At 71.0% G+C, this 14,934-nt stretch carries 16 protein-coding genes and 1 pseudogene; 14 read left to right on the top strand and 3 right to left on the bottom strand.

Annotated features, from left to right (window positions below; genetic code table 11):
- The first annotated feature begins 243 nt into the window (after positions 1 to 243).
- From OG611_RS32720 to OG611_RS32665, 13 genes are all read left to right on the top strand, one after another.
- The gene (locus OG611_RS32720) at positions 244 to 1,461 is read left to right on the top strand and encodes a GAF domain-containing protein (RefSeq protein WP_266431358.1); all 1,218 of its coding nucleotides are present in this window, start codon (positions 244 to 246) and stop codon (positions 1,459 to 1,461) included.
- 89 nt (positions 1,462 to 1,550) lie between these two features.
- Positions 1,551 to 2,147, top strand: coding sequence for a GNAT family N-acetyltransferase (locus tag OG611_RS32715; protein ID WP_266428506.1), 597 nt, complete (start codon positions 1,551 to 1,553; stop codon positions 2,145 to 2,147).
- 191 nt (positions 2,148 to 2,338) lie between these two features.
- A complete protein-coding gene (locus OG611_RS40765; protein WP_317864749.1) occupies positions 2,339 to 2,422 on the top strand; it encodes a putative leader peptide in 84 nt (27 codons plus the stop codon).
- Positions 2,423 to 2,538: 116 nt separating this feature from the next.
- Entirely contained in the window at positions 2,539 to 4,236 is a 1,698-nt protein-coding gene (locus tag OG611_RS32710) for a nitrite/sulfite reductase (protein ID WP_266428502.1), read from the top strand.
- Positions 4,233 to 4,412 carry a hypothetical protein gene (locus OG611_RS32705; protein ID WP_266428501.1) on the top strand — a complete coding sequence of 60 codons (180 nt, stop codon included), beginning with the start codon at positions 4,233 to 4,235 and terminating at the stop codon, positions 4,410 to 4,412. Before OG611_RS32710 ends, OG611_RS32705 begins: the two co-directional genes overlap by 4 nt.
- Entirely contained in the window at positions 4,409 to 5,110 is a 702-nt protein-coding gene (locus OG611_RS32700) for a phosphoadenylyl-sulfate reductase (RefSeq protein ID WP_266428498.1), read from the top strand. Before OG611_RS32705 ends, OG611_RS32700 begins: the two co-directional genes overlap by 4 nt.
- A 23-nt stretch (positions 5,111 to 5,133) precedes the next feature.
- A complete protein-coding gene (gene cysC, locus OG611_RS32695; protein ID WP_266428495.1) occupies positions 5,134 to 5,679 on the top strand; it encodes an adenylyl-sulfate kinase in 546 nt (181 codons plus the stop codon).
- Positions 5,676 to 6,611 carry a sulfate adenylyltransferase subunit CysD gene (cysD, locus tag OG611_RS32690; RefSeq protein WP_266428492.1) on the top strand — a complete coding sequence of 312 codons (936 nt, stop codon included), beginning with the start codon at positions 5,676 to 5,678 and terminating at the stop codon, positions 6,609 to 6,611. The genes cysC and cysD overlap by 4 nt, the downstream gene beginning before the upstream one ends.
- A complete protein-coding gene (locus tag OG611_RS32685; protein WP_266428489.1) occupies positions 6,612 to 7,985 on the top strand; it encodes a sulfate adenylyltransferase subunit 1 in 1,374 nt (457 codons plus the stop codon). It begins immediately after the preceding gene.
- Positions 7,986 to 8,228: 243 nt separating this feature from the next.
- Positions 8,229 to 9,344, top strand: a complete 1,116-nt coding sequence (locus OG611_RS32680) for an aliphatic sulfonate ABC transporter substrate-binding protein (RefSeq protein WP_266428486.1) — start codon at positions 8,229 to 8,231, stop codon at positions 9,342 to 9,344.
- A 36-nt stretch (positions 9,345 to 9,380) separates the two neighbouring features.
- Positions 9,381 to 10,172: an ABC transporter ATP-binding protein gene (locus OG611_RS32675; RefSeq protein ID WP_266428484.1), complete on the top strand. Its 792-nt coding sequence runs from the start codon at positions 9,381 to 9,383 to the stop codon at positions 10,170 to 10,172.
- Positions 10,159 to 11,049: an ABC transporter permease gene (locus OG611_RS32670; protein ID WP_266428482.1), complete on the top strand. Its 891-nt coding sequence runs from the start codon at positions 10,159 to 10,161 to the stop codon at positions 11,047 to 11,049. The genes OG611_RS32675 and OG611_RS32670 overlap by 14 nt, the downstream gene beginning before the upstream one ends.
- Before the next feature lie 8 nt (positions 11,050 to 11,057).
- On the top strand, positions 11,058 to 11,810 hold the full coding sequence (locus tag OG611_RS32665) for a sirohydrochlorin chelatase (RefSeq protein WP_266428480.1): 753 nt from the start codon (positions 11,058 to 11,060) through the stop codon (positions 11,808 to 11,810).
- A gap of 12 nt (positions 11,811 to 11,822) precedes the next feature.
- Here the strand turns inward: OG611_RS32665 and OG611_RS32660 are convergent, their stop codons facing one another.
- Positions 11,823 to 12,455 carry a DsbA family protein gene (locus OG611_RS32660; protein ID WP_266428478.1) on the bottom strand — a complete coding sequence of 211 codons (633 nt, stop codon included), beginning with the start codon at positions 12,453 to 12,455 and terminating at the stop codon, positions 11,823 to 11,825.
- 102 nt (positions 12,456 to 12,557) lie between these two features.
- Here OG611_RS32660 and OG611_RS32655 point away from each other — a divergent pair, with 102 nt between their 5' ends.
- Positions 12,558 to 13,763 (top strand): hypothetical protein, encoded by a 1,206-nt coding sequence (locus tag OG611_RS32655; RefSeq protein ID WP_266428476.1) that lies wholly within the window; start codon positions 12,558 to 12,560, stop codon positions 13,761 to 13,763.
- Between the two features lie 51 nt (positions 13,764 to 13,814).
- On the opposite strand, the gene OG611_RS32650 is transcribed toward OG611_RS32655, so the two are convergent.
- Together OG611_RS32650 and OG611_RS32645 are read right to left on the bottom strand one after the other, a co-directional pair.
- Entirely contained in the window at positions 13,815 to 14,399 is a 585-nt protein-coding gene (locus OG611_RS32650) for a TIGR03086 family metal-binding protein (protein ID WP_266428474.1), read from the bottom strand.
- Between the two features lie 83 nt (positions 14,400 to 14,482).
- Positions 14,483 to 14,884, bottom strand: a pseudogene (locus tag OG611_RS32645) (hypothetical protein); the annotation flags it as partial.
- Positions 14,885 to 14,934: the final 50 nt, after the last annotated feature.

The raw sequence follows: 14,934 nt of genomic DNA, 5'->3' as shown, positions 1-14,934 counted from the left end.
CAGTGGGGCACGCGCTCCGCCGCACGGTGGTTCCACCACTCTCATACGGCCCCGCACCCCCTCGCCAGAGTTGCAAAGGGTTGCAACCATTGTGCGGAGTGTGCGGTGCCGGTCCCCTCGCAGCGGCAGGATGGGGCCCGTGGATCGTCGAGCCGGCCTGGCATGTGGGGGGAACCGAGAGTGGAGACAAGCGCCTCCGGGGTGACGCGAGCGGATGCCCGGCAGTCCGCCGCGGCCCTTCGCATGATCCACCGGGCCAGGGAGGACAGGCTCGTCGGCGACCGTCCGGCGGTCGCCCCGCGGGCCGAGATCGGCGCCTCGTGGGACCGGGTGCTGCGCAGCGGTATCGATCCGGACCAGTCCACCGAGAGTGTGCTGCTCGATGTGGACGAGATCGAGCACCGGCGCCGGAGCTCGACGCTGAGCGAGGTGATGCCGCTGCTGAACGACGGCCTGCTCTCCCTGGCGGACGCCGCCCAGCAGATCCTGGTGGTCACCGACGTGGAGTGCCGGGTGCTGTGGCGCCGGGGCAACGCGGGAGTGCTGCGCCGGGCGGACGACGTCTGTCTGGCGGAGGGCGCGGCCTGGGCGGAGGAGAGCACGGGGACGAACGCGATAGGTACGGCGCTGGTCTCCCGCGTCCCGGTCCAGGTCCATTCCTCGGAGCACTTCGTCCGCACCCTGCACAACTGGACGTGCGCGGCGGCCCCGGTCCGGGACCCGCGCGACGGCAAGGTGAAGGGCATCGTCGACATGAGCGGCCCCGCCTCCACGTTCCATCCGACGACGCTCGCCCTGGTCAGTTCGGTCGCCAGGCTGGCGGAGAGCGAGATCAGGAACCGGCATCTGCAGGCGATCGACCGGCTGCGTTCGGTGGCGGCACCGCTGGTGTGCCGACTGGGCGGCCGGGCCCTGGCGGTGGACACCCACGGCTGGCTGGCCGCGGTGACCGGGATGCCTCCGGTCGACCGGCTGCCGCTGCCCAAGTCCTTGCGGCCGGGCCGGGTGTGGCTGCCGTCGCTCGGCATGTGCCGGGTCGAGCCGCTGCCCGGCGGCTGGCTGCTCCAGGTCGCGGACGGGCCTTCGGACGGGGCTCCGCAGCGGGTGGTGCTGGATCTGAGCCGGCCACGCGGACTCACGGTCAATGTGGTGGGCGCGGTGGGCACCTGGACGCAGCGGCTCTCGCCCCGCCACGCGGAGCTGCTGTACGCCCTGGCGCTGCACCGTGAGGGGCGTTCGGCGTCCGAGCTCGCCCAGGACATCTTCGGCGACGCGACCCGGACGGTGACGGTGCGGGCGGAGATCTCCCGGATGCGCCGCCATCTCGCCCAGGTGCTCGCGCACCGCCCGTACCGCTTCGGCGAGGACGTCGAGGTGGAGGTGATCCACCCGGACCACCCGGCCGATCTGCTGCCGCACTCGACGGCTCCGGTGGTGGTCAGGGCGCGTACGGGCGACTGAGTCCTGAACGACGGATCAGTCCCCGGTCCGCCGTCCGCGCTTCGGGACCGGCTTTGGCGCGGGAGGCGGGGCGTGGTTCCCTGGCAGTCATGAGCAACCCCGTGCATACCGCCGCGACCGCCACCACCGAGGTGACCATCTGGTCCCTGGAACAGACCTCCCCCGACGATCTGCGGCCCGCCGCGGTCCCGGAGGGCGATGTGCGGATCGTGCGGTCGGAGACAGCGCTGCCCGAGTTCAGCCGGTTCCTCTACACGGCGGTCGGCGGCGACATCCGGTGGACGGACCGGCTCGGCATGACGTACGCGCAGTGGCAGGAGGCCCTGGACCGGCCGGGGGCCGAGACCTGGGTGGCGTACGCGAACGGCACCCCGGCGGGATACATCGAGCTGGACCCGCAGGACGAGGGCGAGGTCGAAATCATGTACTTCGGGCTGATCCCGGCGTTCCGGGGGCGGCGGATCGGTGGCCATCTGCTCTCGTACGGGGTCGCCCGTGCCTGGGACCTGGCGGAGCGCTGGCCGGAGCGGACGCCGACGAAGCGGGTGTGGCTGCACACCTGCTCCGAGGACGGCCCGCACGCCATGGACAACTATCTGCGGCGCGGCTTCCGGCTGTTCGACACGAAGGTGGAGCTGGAGCCGGAGGTGGCGACGCCGGGGCCGTGGCCGGGGGCCGGGCGGTAGCGGTTCGGGCGGCCGCCCTCCACTTCCGGTGGCACGTCCCGGCGACAAGTGGGGGGATTGCGGCGATTACGGGCGGGCCGGCCCCGGCGTTCCAAGTGACGAGCACCACACTGTCTTGCGATGCGAGACGCTCTCGTCCACATCTTGGATAGTGGTGGACTGGCCCGAGATCCGCGTGCCACGCTTCCGTCATGCCTGGAACTGGAATTGCCTTGGTGAGTCGACGCCACGTCGACCTCGGCCGCGTGTCCAGCGCCATCTGTCCGGCGAGCTGAGAGTCCCAGCACCGCCGCGCTCCCCCTTTTCCTCTGCAATCCCTGCGCACCGCCGCGCCTTGACGCGAGTGTGCAGTTCAGAGCCGCCCTCCTGCAGTCCCGAAGGACGTACCGTCATGGCCGCTACCCCGGAACAGCCTGCGACCACCACGCCACGCCGCAAGGCCGGACGCCATCGCGGCGAAGGCCAGTGGGCCGTGGGGCACCACACTCCGCTCAACGGCAATGAGCAGTTCAAGAAGGACGACGACGGTCTCAATGTGCGGACGCGCATTGAGACGATCTACTCCAAGCGCGGCTTCGACTCGATCGACCCCAACGACCTGCGTGGACGCATGCGCTGGTGGGGTCTCTACACCCAGCGCAAGCCCGGGATCGACGGCGGCAAGACGGCGATCCTGGAGCCGGAGGAGCTGGACGACAAGTACTTCATGCTGCGGGTACGGATCGACGGCGGCCGGCTGACCACCGCGCAGCTGCGGGTGATCGGCGAGATCTCGCAGGAGTACGCACGCGGCACCGCGGACATCACCGACCGGCAGAACATCCAGCTGCACTGGATCCGCATCGAGGACGTCCCGGCGATCTGGGAGAAGCTGGAGGCCGTCGGGCTCTCCACCACCGAGGCGTGCGGTGACTGCCCCCGCGTGATCATCGGCTCCCCCGTGGCCGGCATCGCCGCCGACGAGATCATCGACGGCACGCCCGCCGTCGACGAGATCCACGACCGGTACATCGGCAACAAGGAATTCTCCAACCTGCCGCGCAAGTTCAAGACGGCGATCTCCGGTTCGCCGGTGCAGGACGTGGTGCACGAGATCAACGACATCGCGTTCGTCGGCGTGGTCCACCCCGAGCACGGTCCGGGCTTCGACGTCTGGGTCGGTGGCGGGCTCTCCACCAACCCCCGGCTCGCCGAACGGCTGGGCGCGTGGGTGCCGCTCGACGAGGTTCCGGACGTCTGGGCCGGAGTCGTCGGCATCTTCCGCGACTACGGATACCGGCGGCTGCGCAACCGCGCCCGGCTGAAGTTCCTGATGGCCGACTGGGGCCCGGCGAAGTTCCGCCAGGTGCTGGAGGACGAGTACCTGAAGCGTCCGCTGACCGACGGTCCCGCACCCGAGCAGCCCAGCAGCCGCTGGCGCGACCACGTGGGTGTGCACCAGCAGCAGGACGGCCGTTACTACGTCGGTTTCGCCCCCCGGGTCGGCCGGGTGGACGGCTCCACGCTCGCCAAGATCGCCGACCTGGCCGCCGCACACGGCTCGGACCGGCTGCGCACCACCGTCGAGCAGAAGATGATCATCCTCGATGTGGCGCAGGACCAGGTGGACTCCCTGGTCGCCGGACTGGAGGCGCTCGACTTCCAGGTGAAGCCGTCACCGTTCCGGCGCGGCACGATGGCCTGCACCGGCATCGAGTTCTGCAAGCTGGCGATCGTCGAGACCAAGGCGCGCGGCGCGGCGCTCATCGATGAACTGGAGCGCCGCCTGCCGGACTTCGACGAGCCGCTCACCATCAACCTCAACGGCTGCCCCAACGCGTGCGCCCGCATCCAGACCGCCGACATCGGCCTCAAGGGCCAGCTCGTGCTGGACGACGACGGCAACCAGGTCGAGGGCTATCAGGTGCACCTGGGCGGCGCCCTGGGCCTGGAGGCCGGGTTCGGCCGCAAGGTCCGCGGCCTGAAGGTCACTTCGGCCGAGCTGCCCGACTACGTAGAGCGCGTGCTGGGCCGCTTCCAGGAGGAGCGCGAGGACGGCGAGCGGTTCGCGACCTGGGCGGCGCGCGCCGGGGCGGAGTCGCTGTCATGAGCGAACGCGCCGCACCGTTCCACTGCCCGTACTGCGGGGACGAGGACCTGCGCCCGCACGAGACCGGCCACGGCGCCTGGGAATGTGCCTCGTGCAACCGCGCGTTCCAGCTCAAGTTCCTGGGTCTGCTGACCCGGGGGTTGCGGCGCAACGACGGTGAAGGGGACGGGATATGACGGAGACTCCGCTGACCGAGGACCTCGAAGGCCTGGCCGAGCGGGCCGGCCTGGAGCTGGAGGACGCCTCCGCGCCGGAGATCCTGAAGTGGGCCGCCGACACCTTCGGCGGGAGGTTCTGCGTCACGTCCTCGATGGAGGACGCGGTCGTCGCTCACCTCGCCTCGCGCGTCTTCCCCGGCGTCGACGTGGTCTTCCTCGACACCGGCTACCACTTCCCGGAGACGATCGGCACCCGCGACGCGGTCGAGGCCGTGATGGACGTCCACGTCATCACGCTGACTCCCCGGCAGACGGTGGCCGAGCAGGACGCCGAGTACGGGCCGAAGCTGCACGACCGCGACCCCGACCTGTGCTGCAAACTGCGCAAGGTCAAGCCGCTCGAAGAGGGTTTGACCGCCTACACAGCCTGGGCGACCGGGCTGCGCCGCGACGAGTCCCCCACCCGGGCGAACACTCCGGTCGTCGGCTGGGACAGCAGGCGGCGGAAGGTGAAGATCTCGCCGATCGCCCGCTGGACGCAGGCCGACGTCGACGCGTACGTCGCGGAGCACGGCGTACTCACCAACCCACTGCTGATGGACGGCTACGCCTCCGTGGGCTGCGCGCCCTGCACCCGCCGGGTGCTGGAGGGCGAGGACGTCCGCGCCGGACGCTGGGCCGGCCGGGGCAAGACCGAGTGCGGGCTGCACCACTGATGACGACTGATCAGGAGACTTCGATGAGCGTGACGGAGACGGGAGCCACCATCTGGCTGACCGGTCTGCCGAGCGCGGGCAAGACCACCATCGCGTACGAACTCGCCGGGCGGCTGCGCGGCGAGGGCCATCGCGTGGAGGTGCTCGACGGCGACGAGATCCGGGAGTTCCTCTCCGCGGGCCTCGGCTTCTCCCGCGAGGACCGCCACACCAACGTCCAGCGGATCGGCTTCGTCGCCGAGCTGCTGGCGGCCAACGGCGTGAAGGTGCTGGTCCCGGTCATCGCCCCGTACGCGGACAGCCGGGACGCGGTGCGCAAGCGGCACCAGACCGAGGGCACCGCCTATCTGGAGGTGCATGTCGCGACTCCGGTCGAGGTGTGCTCCGAACGCGATGTGAAGGGTCTCTACGCCAAGCAGGCGGCGGGCGAGATCAGTGGGCTCACCGGGGTCGACGACCCGTACGAGGCGCCCGAGTCGCCCGACCTGCGGATCGAATCGCACCGGCAGACCGTGCAGGAGTCCGCGGCGGAGCTTTACGCTCTGCTGAGCGAGAGGGGTGCGGCGTGACGACCGTCGCGACCGTGTCGGAAGGCACCGGCAATCCGTACGCACTCAGCCACCTGGACTCCCTGGAGTCCGAGGCCGTGCACATCTTCCGCGAGGTGGCGGGCGAGTTCGAGCGGCCGGTGATCCTGTTCTCCGGCGGCAAGGACTCCATCGTGATGCTGCACCTGGCGCTCAAGGCGTTCGCGCCCGCGCCGGTGCCGTTCACGCTGCTGCACGTCGACACCGGGCACAACTTCCCCGAGGTGCTGGAGTACCGTGACCGCACGGTGGCCCGGCACGGACTGCGGCTCCATGTCGCCTCCGTGCAGGAGTACATCGACGCCGGAAAGCTCCGCGAGCGCCCGGACGGCACCCGCAACCCGCTGCAGACCGTGCCGCTGACCGAGGCGATCCAGCAGCACCGCTTCGACGCCGTGTTCGGCGGCGGGCGCCGGGACGAGGAGAAGGCGCGCGCCAAGGAGCGGGTCTTCTCGCTGCGCGACGAGTTCTCCCAGTGGGACCCGCGCCGCCAGCGCCCCGAGCTGTGGCAGCTCTACAACGGCCGGCACGCCCCCGGCGAGCACGTCAGGGTCTTCCCGATCTCCAACTGGACCGAGCTGGACGTCTGGCAGTACATCGCCCGCGAGGGCATCGAGCTCCCGGAGATCTACTTCGCCCATGAGCGCGAGGTCTTCGGCCGCTCCGGCATGTGGCTGACCGCGGGCGACTGGGGCGGCCCCAAGGACGGCGAGCGGGTCGAGACCCGTCAGGTGCGCTACCGCACGGTCGGCGACATGTCGTGCACCGGCGCCGTCGACTCGGACGCGACGACGCTGGACGACGTGATCACCGAGATCGCCGCCTCCCGGCTCACCGAGCGGGGCGCGACGCGTGCCGACGACAAGATGTCCGAGGCCGCGATGGAAGACCGCAAGCGCGAGGGGTACTTCTAAATGACCACACCCACCCAGCACGCAGAGCAGTTGTCGACCACCACCCTGCTGCGGTTCGCCACCGCGGGGTCCGTCGACGACGGCAAGTCCACCCTCGTGGGACGGCTGCTGCACGACTCCAAGTCGGTCCTCACCGACCAGCTGGAGGCCGTCGAGCACGCCTCGCGCAGCCGGGGCCAGGAGGCGCCCGACCTGGCGCTGCTGACCGACGGGCTGCGGGCCGAGCGCGAGCAGGGCATCACCATCGATGTCGCCTACCGCTACTTCGCGACGCCGCGCCGCCGGTTCATCCTGGCCGACACCCCGGGGCATGTGCAGTACACCCGGAACATGGTGACCGGCGCCTCGACGGCCGAGCTGGCCGTCGTCCTGGTCGACGCCCGCAACGGTGTCGTCGAGCAGACCCGCCGCCATGCCGCCGTCGCCGCTCTGCTGCGGGTGCCGCACGTGGTGCTGGCCGTCAACAAGATGGACCTGGTCGAGTACGCGGAGCCGGTGTTCGCCGCCATCGCCGAGGAGTTCACGGCGTACGCGGCCTCGCTCGGCGTCCCGGGCTGGGGGTCCGGGGGGGACCCCCAGGAAAACTGGTGTACGGCGATCCCGATCTCCGCGCTGGCCGGTGACAACGTCGTGGAGCCGTCCGCGCACATGGACTGGTACGGCGGGCCGACGGTCCTGGAGCACCTGGAGACGGTGCCGGTCAGCCATGACCTCACCGCCTGCCACGCCCGTTTCCCGGTCCAGTACGTCATCCGGCCGCAGACCGCCGAGCACCCCGACTACCGGGGCTACGCGGGCCAGATCGCCGCCGGCGCGTTCCGGGTGGGCGAGGCCGTCACCGTCCTCCCGTCCGGCCGCACGTCGACGATCGCCGGGATCGACGCGCTCGGCGAGAGCGTGGACATCGCCTGGGCGCCCCAGTCGGTGACCATCCGGCTGGCCGACGACATCGACATCTCGCGCGGTGACCTGATCGCACCGGCCGACGACGCGCCAGCCGTCACCCAGGACGTCGAGGCGACCGTCTGCCACGTCGCCGACCAGCCGCTCGCGGTCGGCCAGCGGGTGCTGCTCAAGCACACCACCCGCACGGTCAAGGCGATCGTCAAGGACATCCCCTCGCGCCTCACGCTGGACGACCTCTCCCAGCACCCGGCGCCCGGACAGCTCGTCGCCAACGACATCGGCCGGGTCGTCGTCCGTACCGCGGAGCCGCTCGCACTCGACACGTACGCGGACTCCCGGCGCACCGGATCGTTCCTCCTGATCGACCCGGCGGACGGCACCACGCTGTCGGCCGGCATGGCGGGCGCCTCGTTCGCCGCCGCGGCCGAACCCGAGGCCGCCGCGGACGACGCCGAATGGGACTTCTGATGGCCATCGACATCTACTCCACGTTCGCGAAGGAGGGCGGCCGCATCGGCAGCGGCGCCCTCGGCAGCGGTCAGGGCGGGGTCGCGCGATGTGCGTGATGACGTACGCGCACCGCCTGCGCGCCCACTCGTTCCAACCGCACCGCCCGCACAGCCAGTTCAGACGAAGACCTGCCGACTTCCCGGCCGCGTCCCCCTGATCGCCCAGGACGCGAGCACCGGGCCGACGAGAGGAAAGCCTCCCGTGTCTGCCCCCCGTACCACGCCGCGCCGTGCCCTCGCCGCCGTCGCCGCCCTGCCGCTGCTCGCCCTCGCGCTCACCGCCTGCGGCTACGGCTCCGAGGCGAAGCAGGACGACGCCAAGAAGGCGGACGTCGCCACCGACGGCAAGAAGCTCTCCGCGGACACCGTGAAGATCGGCTACTTCCCGAACCTCACCCACGCCACCGCCCTGGTCGGCATCCAGGAAGGCATCATCGCCAAGGAGCTCGGCTCCACGACGGTCAAGCCGTCGACGTTCAACGCCGGTCCGTCCGAGATCGAGGCGCTCAACGCGGGTTCGATCGACATCGGCTTCATCGGCCCCTCGCCCTCCATCAACGGCTTCACCAAGTCCAAGGGCAAGAGCCTGCGGATCATCGGCGGTTCGGCCTCGGGCGGCGTGAAGCTGGTCGTCGACCCGAAGAAGATCAAGACCCTGGACGACCTCAAGGGCAAGAAGATCGCCACCCCGCAGCTCGGCAACACCCAGGACGTGGCCTTCCTCAACTGGATCTCCGAGAAGGGCTGGAAGGTCGACGCCAACAGCGGCAAGGGCGACGTCTCCGTGGTCCGTACGGACAACAAGGTGACGCCGGACGCCTACAGGTCCGGTTCCATCGACGGTGCCTGGGCTCCCGAGCCGACCGCCTCCAAGCTGGTCGCGCAGGGCGCGAAGGTGCTCCTCGACGAGTCGTCGCTGTGGCCGGACAACAAGTTCGTGATCACGAACATCATCGTGTCGCAGAAGTTCCTCGCCGAGCACCCGGACGTCGTCGAAGCGGTGCTGCGCGGTTCGGTCAACACCAACGCGTGGATCAACGCCAACCCGGACAAGGCGAAGGCCTCCGCCAACGCCGCGCTCAAGACGCTGTCCGGCAAGGAACTGCCGACGGACGTCCTCGACCCGGCGTGGAAGTCGATCCGGTTCACCGACGACCCGCTGGCCGCGACGCTCGACACCGAGGCCAAGCACGCGGTGAAGGCCGGCCTGCTGGAGCAGACGGACCTGACGGGCATCTACGACCTGAAGCCGCTGAACAAGATCCTCAAGGCCGCGGGCAAGCCCGAGGTCGCCGACGCCGGTCTCGGCGTCAAGTAAGCGGCACCCGAACAGGATTCCCAGGAGGTGACGACCATGGCGACCACCACGCTCACCAAGGCCGAGGACCGTACGGCGGTCGGGCACGCCGCCCGCATCGACCACGTCTCGAAGTCCTTCGGCGGACCGGAGGGGCAGCAGCTCGTGCTGGACGACATCACACTCGATGTCGCTCCCGGCGAGTTCGTCACCCTCCTGGGCGCCTCCGGGTGCGGCAAGTCGACCCTGCTCAACCTGGTGGCCGGACTCGACCGCCCGACCGCGGGGTCCATCGAGACCCCCGGCGGGCGGCCGGCCCTGATGTTCCAGGAGCACGCCCTCTTCCCGTGGCTGACCGCGGGCAAGAACATCGAACTCGCGCTGCGGCTGCGCGGCGTACCCAGGTCCGACCGCCGCGCCGAGGCGGAGCGGCTGCTCGAACTCGTACGGCTCGGCGGGGCGCACGGGAAGCGGGTGCATGAGCTTTCGGGCGGTATGCGGCAGCGGGTGGCGATGGCCCGCGCGCTCGCCCAGGACAGTCAACTGCTGCTGATGGACGAGCCGTTCGCCGCGCTCGACGCCATCACCCGGGACGTGCTGCACGACGAGCTGACCCGGATCTGGCGCGAGACGAACGTCTCGGTGCTCTTCGTCACGCACAACGTGCGGGAAGCGGTCCGTCTCGCCGAGCGGGTCGTCCTGCTCTCGTCGCGGCCGGGCCGGGTCGCCCGGGAGTGGACGGTCGACATCGACCAGCCGCGCCGCATCGAGGACGCCGCGGTGGCCGAGCTGTCCGTAGAGATCACCGAACAACTGCGTGGGGAGATCCGCCGACATGGCCAGCACTGAGGCCGCAGCCAAGGACACCGCCAAGGACCTGGCGGGCCTGGAGGCGGGGCTGGACGCCCTCGACGCCGTACGGGTGAACCGGACCCCGGTCCGCGAAGTGCTGGTGCGCAAGGTGCTGCCGCCGGTCGTGGCCGTGGTCCTGGTGCTCGTCGTCTGGCAGATCCTGATCCGGGCGCAGGTCACCGACGACTACAAGCTGCCGTCGCCGTCCCAGGTGTGGGCCGAGGTGACCGACGCCTGGGCGCAGGGCACCCTGCTCGGCTACATCTGGACCAGCGTCTCGCGCGGTCTGCTCGGCTTCCTGCTGGCGCTGGCCATCGGCACTCCGCTCGGACTGCTGGTGTCGCGGGTCAAGCTGGTCCGCGCGGCGATCGGGCCGGTGCTCTCCGGGCTCCAGTCGCTGCCGTCGGTCGCCTGGGTGCCCCCCGCGGTGATCTGGCTGGGGCTCGACGACCGGATGATGTACGCGGTGATCCTGCTGGGCGCGGTCCCCTCGATCGCCAACGGCCTGGTCGCGGGCGTCGACCAGATCCCGCCGCTGCATCTGCGGGCCGGGAAGACACTGGGCGCCACCGGTCTTCGCGGTACCTGGCACATCGTGCTGCCGGCCGCTCTGCCCGGCTATCTGGCGGGCCTGAAGCAGGGCTGGGCGTTCTCCTGGCGTTCACTGATGGCCGCCGAGATCATCGCCTCCTCGCCCGATCTGGGCGTGGGCCTGGGCCAGTTGCTGGAACAGGGCCGGGAGACCAGCAGCATGTCGATGGTGTTCCTCGCCATCATCCTGATCCTCACCGTCGGCATCGCGATCGACCTGCTGATCTTCAGTCCGCTGGAGCGGTGGGTGCTGCGCGGCCGCGGCCTCCTCGTCAAGAACTGAGGACGACCATGACCGCTCCGGTGCTTCTCGTCATCGCCCACGGCAGCCGCGACCCGCGGCACGCGGCGACCGTGCACGCGCTCACCGCACGGGTGCGGTCGCTGCGGCCGGGGCTGCGTGTGGAGACGGGCTTCCTGGACTTCAACGCGCCGTCGGTGCCGCGGGTCCTGGAGCGGCTGGCCGCGCAGGGGGCTCAGGACGTCATCGCGCTGCCCCTGCTCCTCACCCGGGCCTTCCACGCCAAGTCCGACATCCCCACCGTGCTGCACGAGGCCCGGAGCAGGCTGCCCCGGCTGCGGGTCCGGCAGGCCGAGGTGCTCGGCCCGTCGCCGCTGCTGAACTCGGCGCTGGAAAGGCGGTTGCACGAAGCCGGGGTCCGTCCCGGCGACCGGAGCTCGACCGGGCTCGTCCTGGCCTCGGCGGGCTCCACAGACCCGGAGGCGATCGCAGTGATCGCTGAAATCGCGCGGGAGCTGCGGCACACCGGTTGGTGTTCCGTGCGGCCTGCGTTCGCCTCCGCATCCCTCCCCCGTACCGAGGACGCGGTACGGGCCCTGCGGGACGAGGGTGTGCGCCGGGTGGCGGTGGCGCCGTACGTCATCGCTCCCGGCCGGCTCCCGGACCGGATCGCCGAGGGGGCGGCCGGCGCGGACGTACTGGCCGATGTGCTCGGCGCCTCGCCGGAGTTGGCACGGTTGCTGCTGACCCGGTACGACGAGGCCCGCGTCCCCGGCGCACGGGCGGCGTCGCTCACCGCGTGACGCGGCGCCCGGTCATCCCACGTCCAGGCTGCCCGTGCGGGTCCGCTTGAGCTCGAAGAGATCCGGATTCCCCGCGAGCACCCGGAAGCTGTCGAAGACGCGTCCGGCCTCCTCGCCGCGCGGTGCCGCTCGCAGGACAGGCCCGAACCAGACCGCGCCGTCGACATGGATCGTGGGCGTACCGACGTACGCGTCGGCCTCCGGGTCCTTGCCGGCGTCATGGCTGCGCCGCAGTGCCTCGTCGTACGTCTCCGAGTGCGCGGCGTCGGCGAGCGCGGCGGGCAGTCCGAGCTCCGCGAGGGACTCGGCGATCACCTCGTCGAAGTCCTCGTTCTTCTGTTGGTGGATACGGACGCCCATCGCGGTGTAGAGGTCGCGGAGCACCCCGTCGCCGTGGGCGTCCGCCGCCGCGACCGCGACCCGCACCGGGCCGATCGACCTGTCGACCAGTTCCCGGTACCAGTCGGGGAGTTCGTTGCCGATGTTGTGCAGATACAGACTCATGACGTGGAAGCGGAGATCGATGTCGCGCCGCTGCTCCACCTCCAGCATCCAGCGGGAGGTGATCCAGGCGAACGGGCAAGCCGGGTCGAAGTAGAAGTCGACGGCCGTCCGGCCCGGTCGAGGGGTGTGCGATGTGGTCATGAGGTCGAGCCTAGACACGAATTGGCATGTGATCCCGGGCCATTCGGCGTCGTATCCGCTGGGCCATTCAGGGCAGGACGAGGCGGGCGGTAGCATCCCCGGATGCGAACCATCGAGACCCTGGTCCCGCAGGCCGGGCAGACCGATACCGAGGGCCTGCGCGCGTTCGACGCGGACGCACTCGCGGGGCACGTCGCCGATCCGGCGCATCCGTGGTGGCGCCGCAGGGCCTGCGTGGTCGCGTTGGCCGGGCGGGTGCCCGAGCACCGCGTCGCCGGGCTGATCGCGCGCATCCACGACCCCGACGACGTGGGCGAGGTACGTATCGCGCTGCTGGACCTTCTCGCGGACCGGGCGGAGCTCCTGCCCTGGCTCCAACACAAGGACCGGCGGAAGGAGGGCTGGTACGGAATGTCCGCGGCGATCCTCAAGGCGCGCGGCCTGCTCGGCGACCGCTCGGCAGCCGGCGAACTGGCGACGCTCGCGGCCGAACCGTGGCCGCGCCTGCGGGAGATCGGCGAGGCCGGACTGGACGCGCTGGTCACCCGGTACGGAACGGAGGCGGTCCTGGCCGACGTCGGTGACGCACGCCCCCAGGACCGGGCCTTCCGCGTCCGGATGAGGCACCGCGCCGGCCAGGACGTCACCGACGAGCTCGCGGACCCCGACCGGGCGGTCGCGTACCTCACGCAGTCCTTGCTGACCGACCCGGACCGGCTCCGCGGCTACCTCGGCGAGGCGCCGACGGCCGAGGCGAAGCTGTGGGCCGCGTACGCGCTGCACCGCCTCACCGGCGACGCCGCCGAGACCCGGGCGATCCACGACTCGCTGGGCCGCCCACGGGTCGAAGTCGAGGGCCTGGACGACGAGTTGCGCGAGGCGGTCCTCCACGAGTACGGGCACGACTGCGAGGAGTGGAGCGACCCGCGGTGGCGGGTCGAGGCCATCTGCGCCGGGCCGCCCGTACAGCCGGACGAGGACGAGCAGCTCCGCAGGGCCGTGGCCGCGCTCACCGCGGCGGGCCTGGCGCCGGAGCCCCCGGTCTCCTGCGGGGAGGACCACCGGCAGGGTGGTGGCACCTATCACGTCATCAGGTTCGGCGAGAGCGAGATCTCCCTCAGCACCCTCGGGCGGTTCGCCACCTCGCACGAGGACGAACCCGCCGCCCGCGCGGCACTGGAAGCGGCCGGCTTCCGCTGGATCGACCCGGCGACCGGCGCGATCCGGGTCACCGGTCTCTGCGTCTACTACTTCGGCGGGCGCGAACCCCTGGATGTCAGCACCCTGCTCTTCTACTGGCAGGACTAGCGCCTGTCCGACCCTGATCCGCCGGACAGGCCCTGGCCCGGTGGGCCGGTCTCAGGCCCCTGTCCACTTCGGGTCGCGTCCGCTGCGGGCCAGCGCCTGTTCGAAGACCGACGCCGACGCGGGCACCGTCACCTCGTCGGCGAAGCCGTCGTACTGCCGGTAGAGCGCGGCGGTGCTGTCGACGACACCGAGGACGTACGCGGCCGCCCCGTCGGAAAGCCGGAACTCCTCGCCGACGGCACGGGCCACGTCCCAGCCGTGCAGGGCCGTCTCCTCGATGAGCATCGCGGCGATGTCGGCGGCCGGGGAGGTCGATCCCCCGAGGTCGACCTCCCCGTCCCAGACCGCCGGGTCCGACCAGGCGGCGACCGCGCGGTCCAGCTGCGCCGCGTACTGCTGCGCCCAGTCGGCGTCGGCGGTGAAGTCGCGGGTGGTGAGCTCCTCGGGGAGGTCCTTGCGCAGGGCACGGTGCTCCAGGCCGTGGGAGGTGTACAGCACCCAGTGGTTGACGAGGCCGCGCACATCCCAGTCGCCGCAGGGCGTGTTCGGTGCGTCGAGCTGCTCGGTGCCGATGGAGCGGGCGATACGTGCCGCCTCGGCGGCGACTTCGGTCATGTGCGCGTGCTCGTTCTTCATGCGTCCCAGTCTGCGTCCGTCCCGGCAGCCGGTATTGAAGAAACGCGACACCGGGGAGCGCGACGCCGTCCGGTGCGACCGGCTCAGGTCGTCGCGGCGTCGACGGCCGCGACGAGTTCGGCCACGGACATCGGGCCGGCCTCCCCGCTCTCGCGCGCGAAGGTGTTCGCGGTAAGGCGGAGCACCTCGTTGACCGGCGTGGGAATCCCGTGGAGGCGGCCGAGCAGCATGATCTCGCCGTTGAGGAAGTCCGCCTCGATCCCCGTCGCGTCGGTCCCGGTGGGGTAGCGGCCCAGGGGCAGGATGCCGGTCAGCGGTGTACCGGCGGCGGAGACCTCGTCCGGTTCGACGAAGGTGGCGGGCAGCCAGACGCGCATCCCGTACACATGGCGGAAGCGGCGCAGGGCGAGCCGCTCGCTCTCCACCCCGTTCTGCGCGCAGATCAGCGGCAACCGCTCACTCGCCGTGGCGCCGCCCGCGACCGGCTGGACCCGGAGGTGCCGATGGCCGACCAGCTCGGCGCTCTGGACGCGCT

It is taken from the genome of Streptomyces sp. NBC_01363 (assembly GCF_026340595.1).
In the GTDB taxonomy this organism is placed as follows: domain Bacteria; phylum Actinomycetota; class Actinomycetes; order Streptomycetales; family Streptomycetaceae; genus Streptomyces.
The sequence above is the reverse complement of the archived record's forward strand: the minus strand, read 5'-3'. Positions and strand labels throughout refer to the sequence as shown.

Coding starts and splice junctions, on each gene's coding strand:
- OG611_RS32715 (WP_266428506.1), top strand. CDS start 1,551: ATGAGCAACCCCGTGCATACCGCCGCGACCGCCACCACCGAGGTGACC.
- OG611_RS32720 (WP_266431358.1), top strand. CDS start 244: ATGATCCACCGGGCCAGGGAGGACAGGCTCGTCGGCGACCGTCCGGCG.
- OG611_RS32700 (WP_266428498.1), top strand. CDS start 4,409: ATGACGGAGACTCCGCTGACCGAGGACCTCGAAGGCCTGGCCGAGCGG.
- OG611_RS32655 (WP_266428476.1), top strand. CDS start 12,558: ATGCGAACCATCGAGACCCTGGTCCCGCAGGCCGGGCAGACCGATACC.
- OG611_RS32710 (WP_266428502.1), top strand. CDS start 2,539: ATGGCCGCTACCCCGGAACAGCCTGCGACCACCACGCCACGCCGCAAG.
- OG611_RS32670 (WP_266428482.1), top strand. CDS start 10,159: ATGGCCAGCACTGAGGCCGCAGCCAAGGACACCGCCAAGGACCTGGCG.
- OG611_RS32660 (WP_266428478.1), bottom strand. CDS start 12,455: ATGACCACATCGCACACCCCTCGACCGGGCCGGACGGCCGTCGACTTC.
- OG611_RS40765 (WP_317864749.1), top strand. CDS start 2,339: ATGCCTGGAACTGGAATTGCCTTGGTGAGTCGACGCCACGTCGACCTC.
- cysC (WP_266428495.1), top strand. CDS start 5,134: ATGAGCGTGACGGAGACGGGAGCCACCATCTGGCTGACCGGTCTGCCG.
- OG611_RS32705 (WP_266428501.1), top strand. CDS start 4,233: ATGAGCGAACGCGCCGCACCGTTCCACTGCCCGTACTGCGGGGACGAG.
- OG611_RS32650 (WP_266428474.1), bottom strand. CDS start 14,399: ATGAAGAACGAGCACGCGCACATGACCGAAGTCGCCGCCGAGGCGGCA.
- OG611_RS32675 (WP_266428484.1), top strand. CDS start 9,381: ATGGCGACCACCACGCTCACCAAGGCCGAGGACCGTACGGCGGTCGGG.
- OG611_RS32665 (WP_266428480.1), top strand. CDS start 11,058: ATGACCGCTCCGGTGCTTCTCGTCATCGCCCACGGCAGCCGCGACCCG.
- OG611_RS32685 (WP_266428489.1), top strand. CDS start 6,612: ATGACCACACCCACCCAGCACGCAGAGCAGTTGTCGACCACCACCCTG.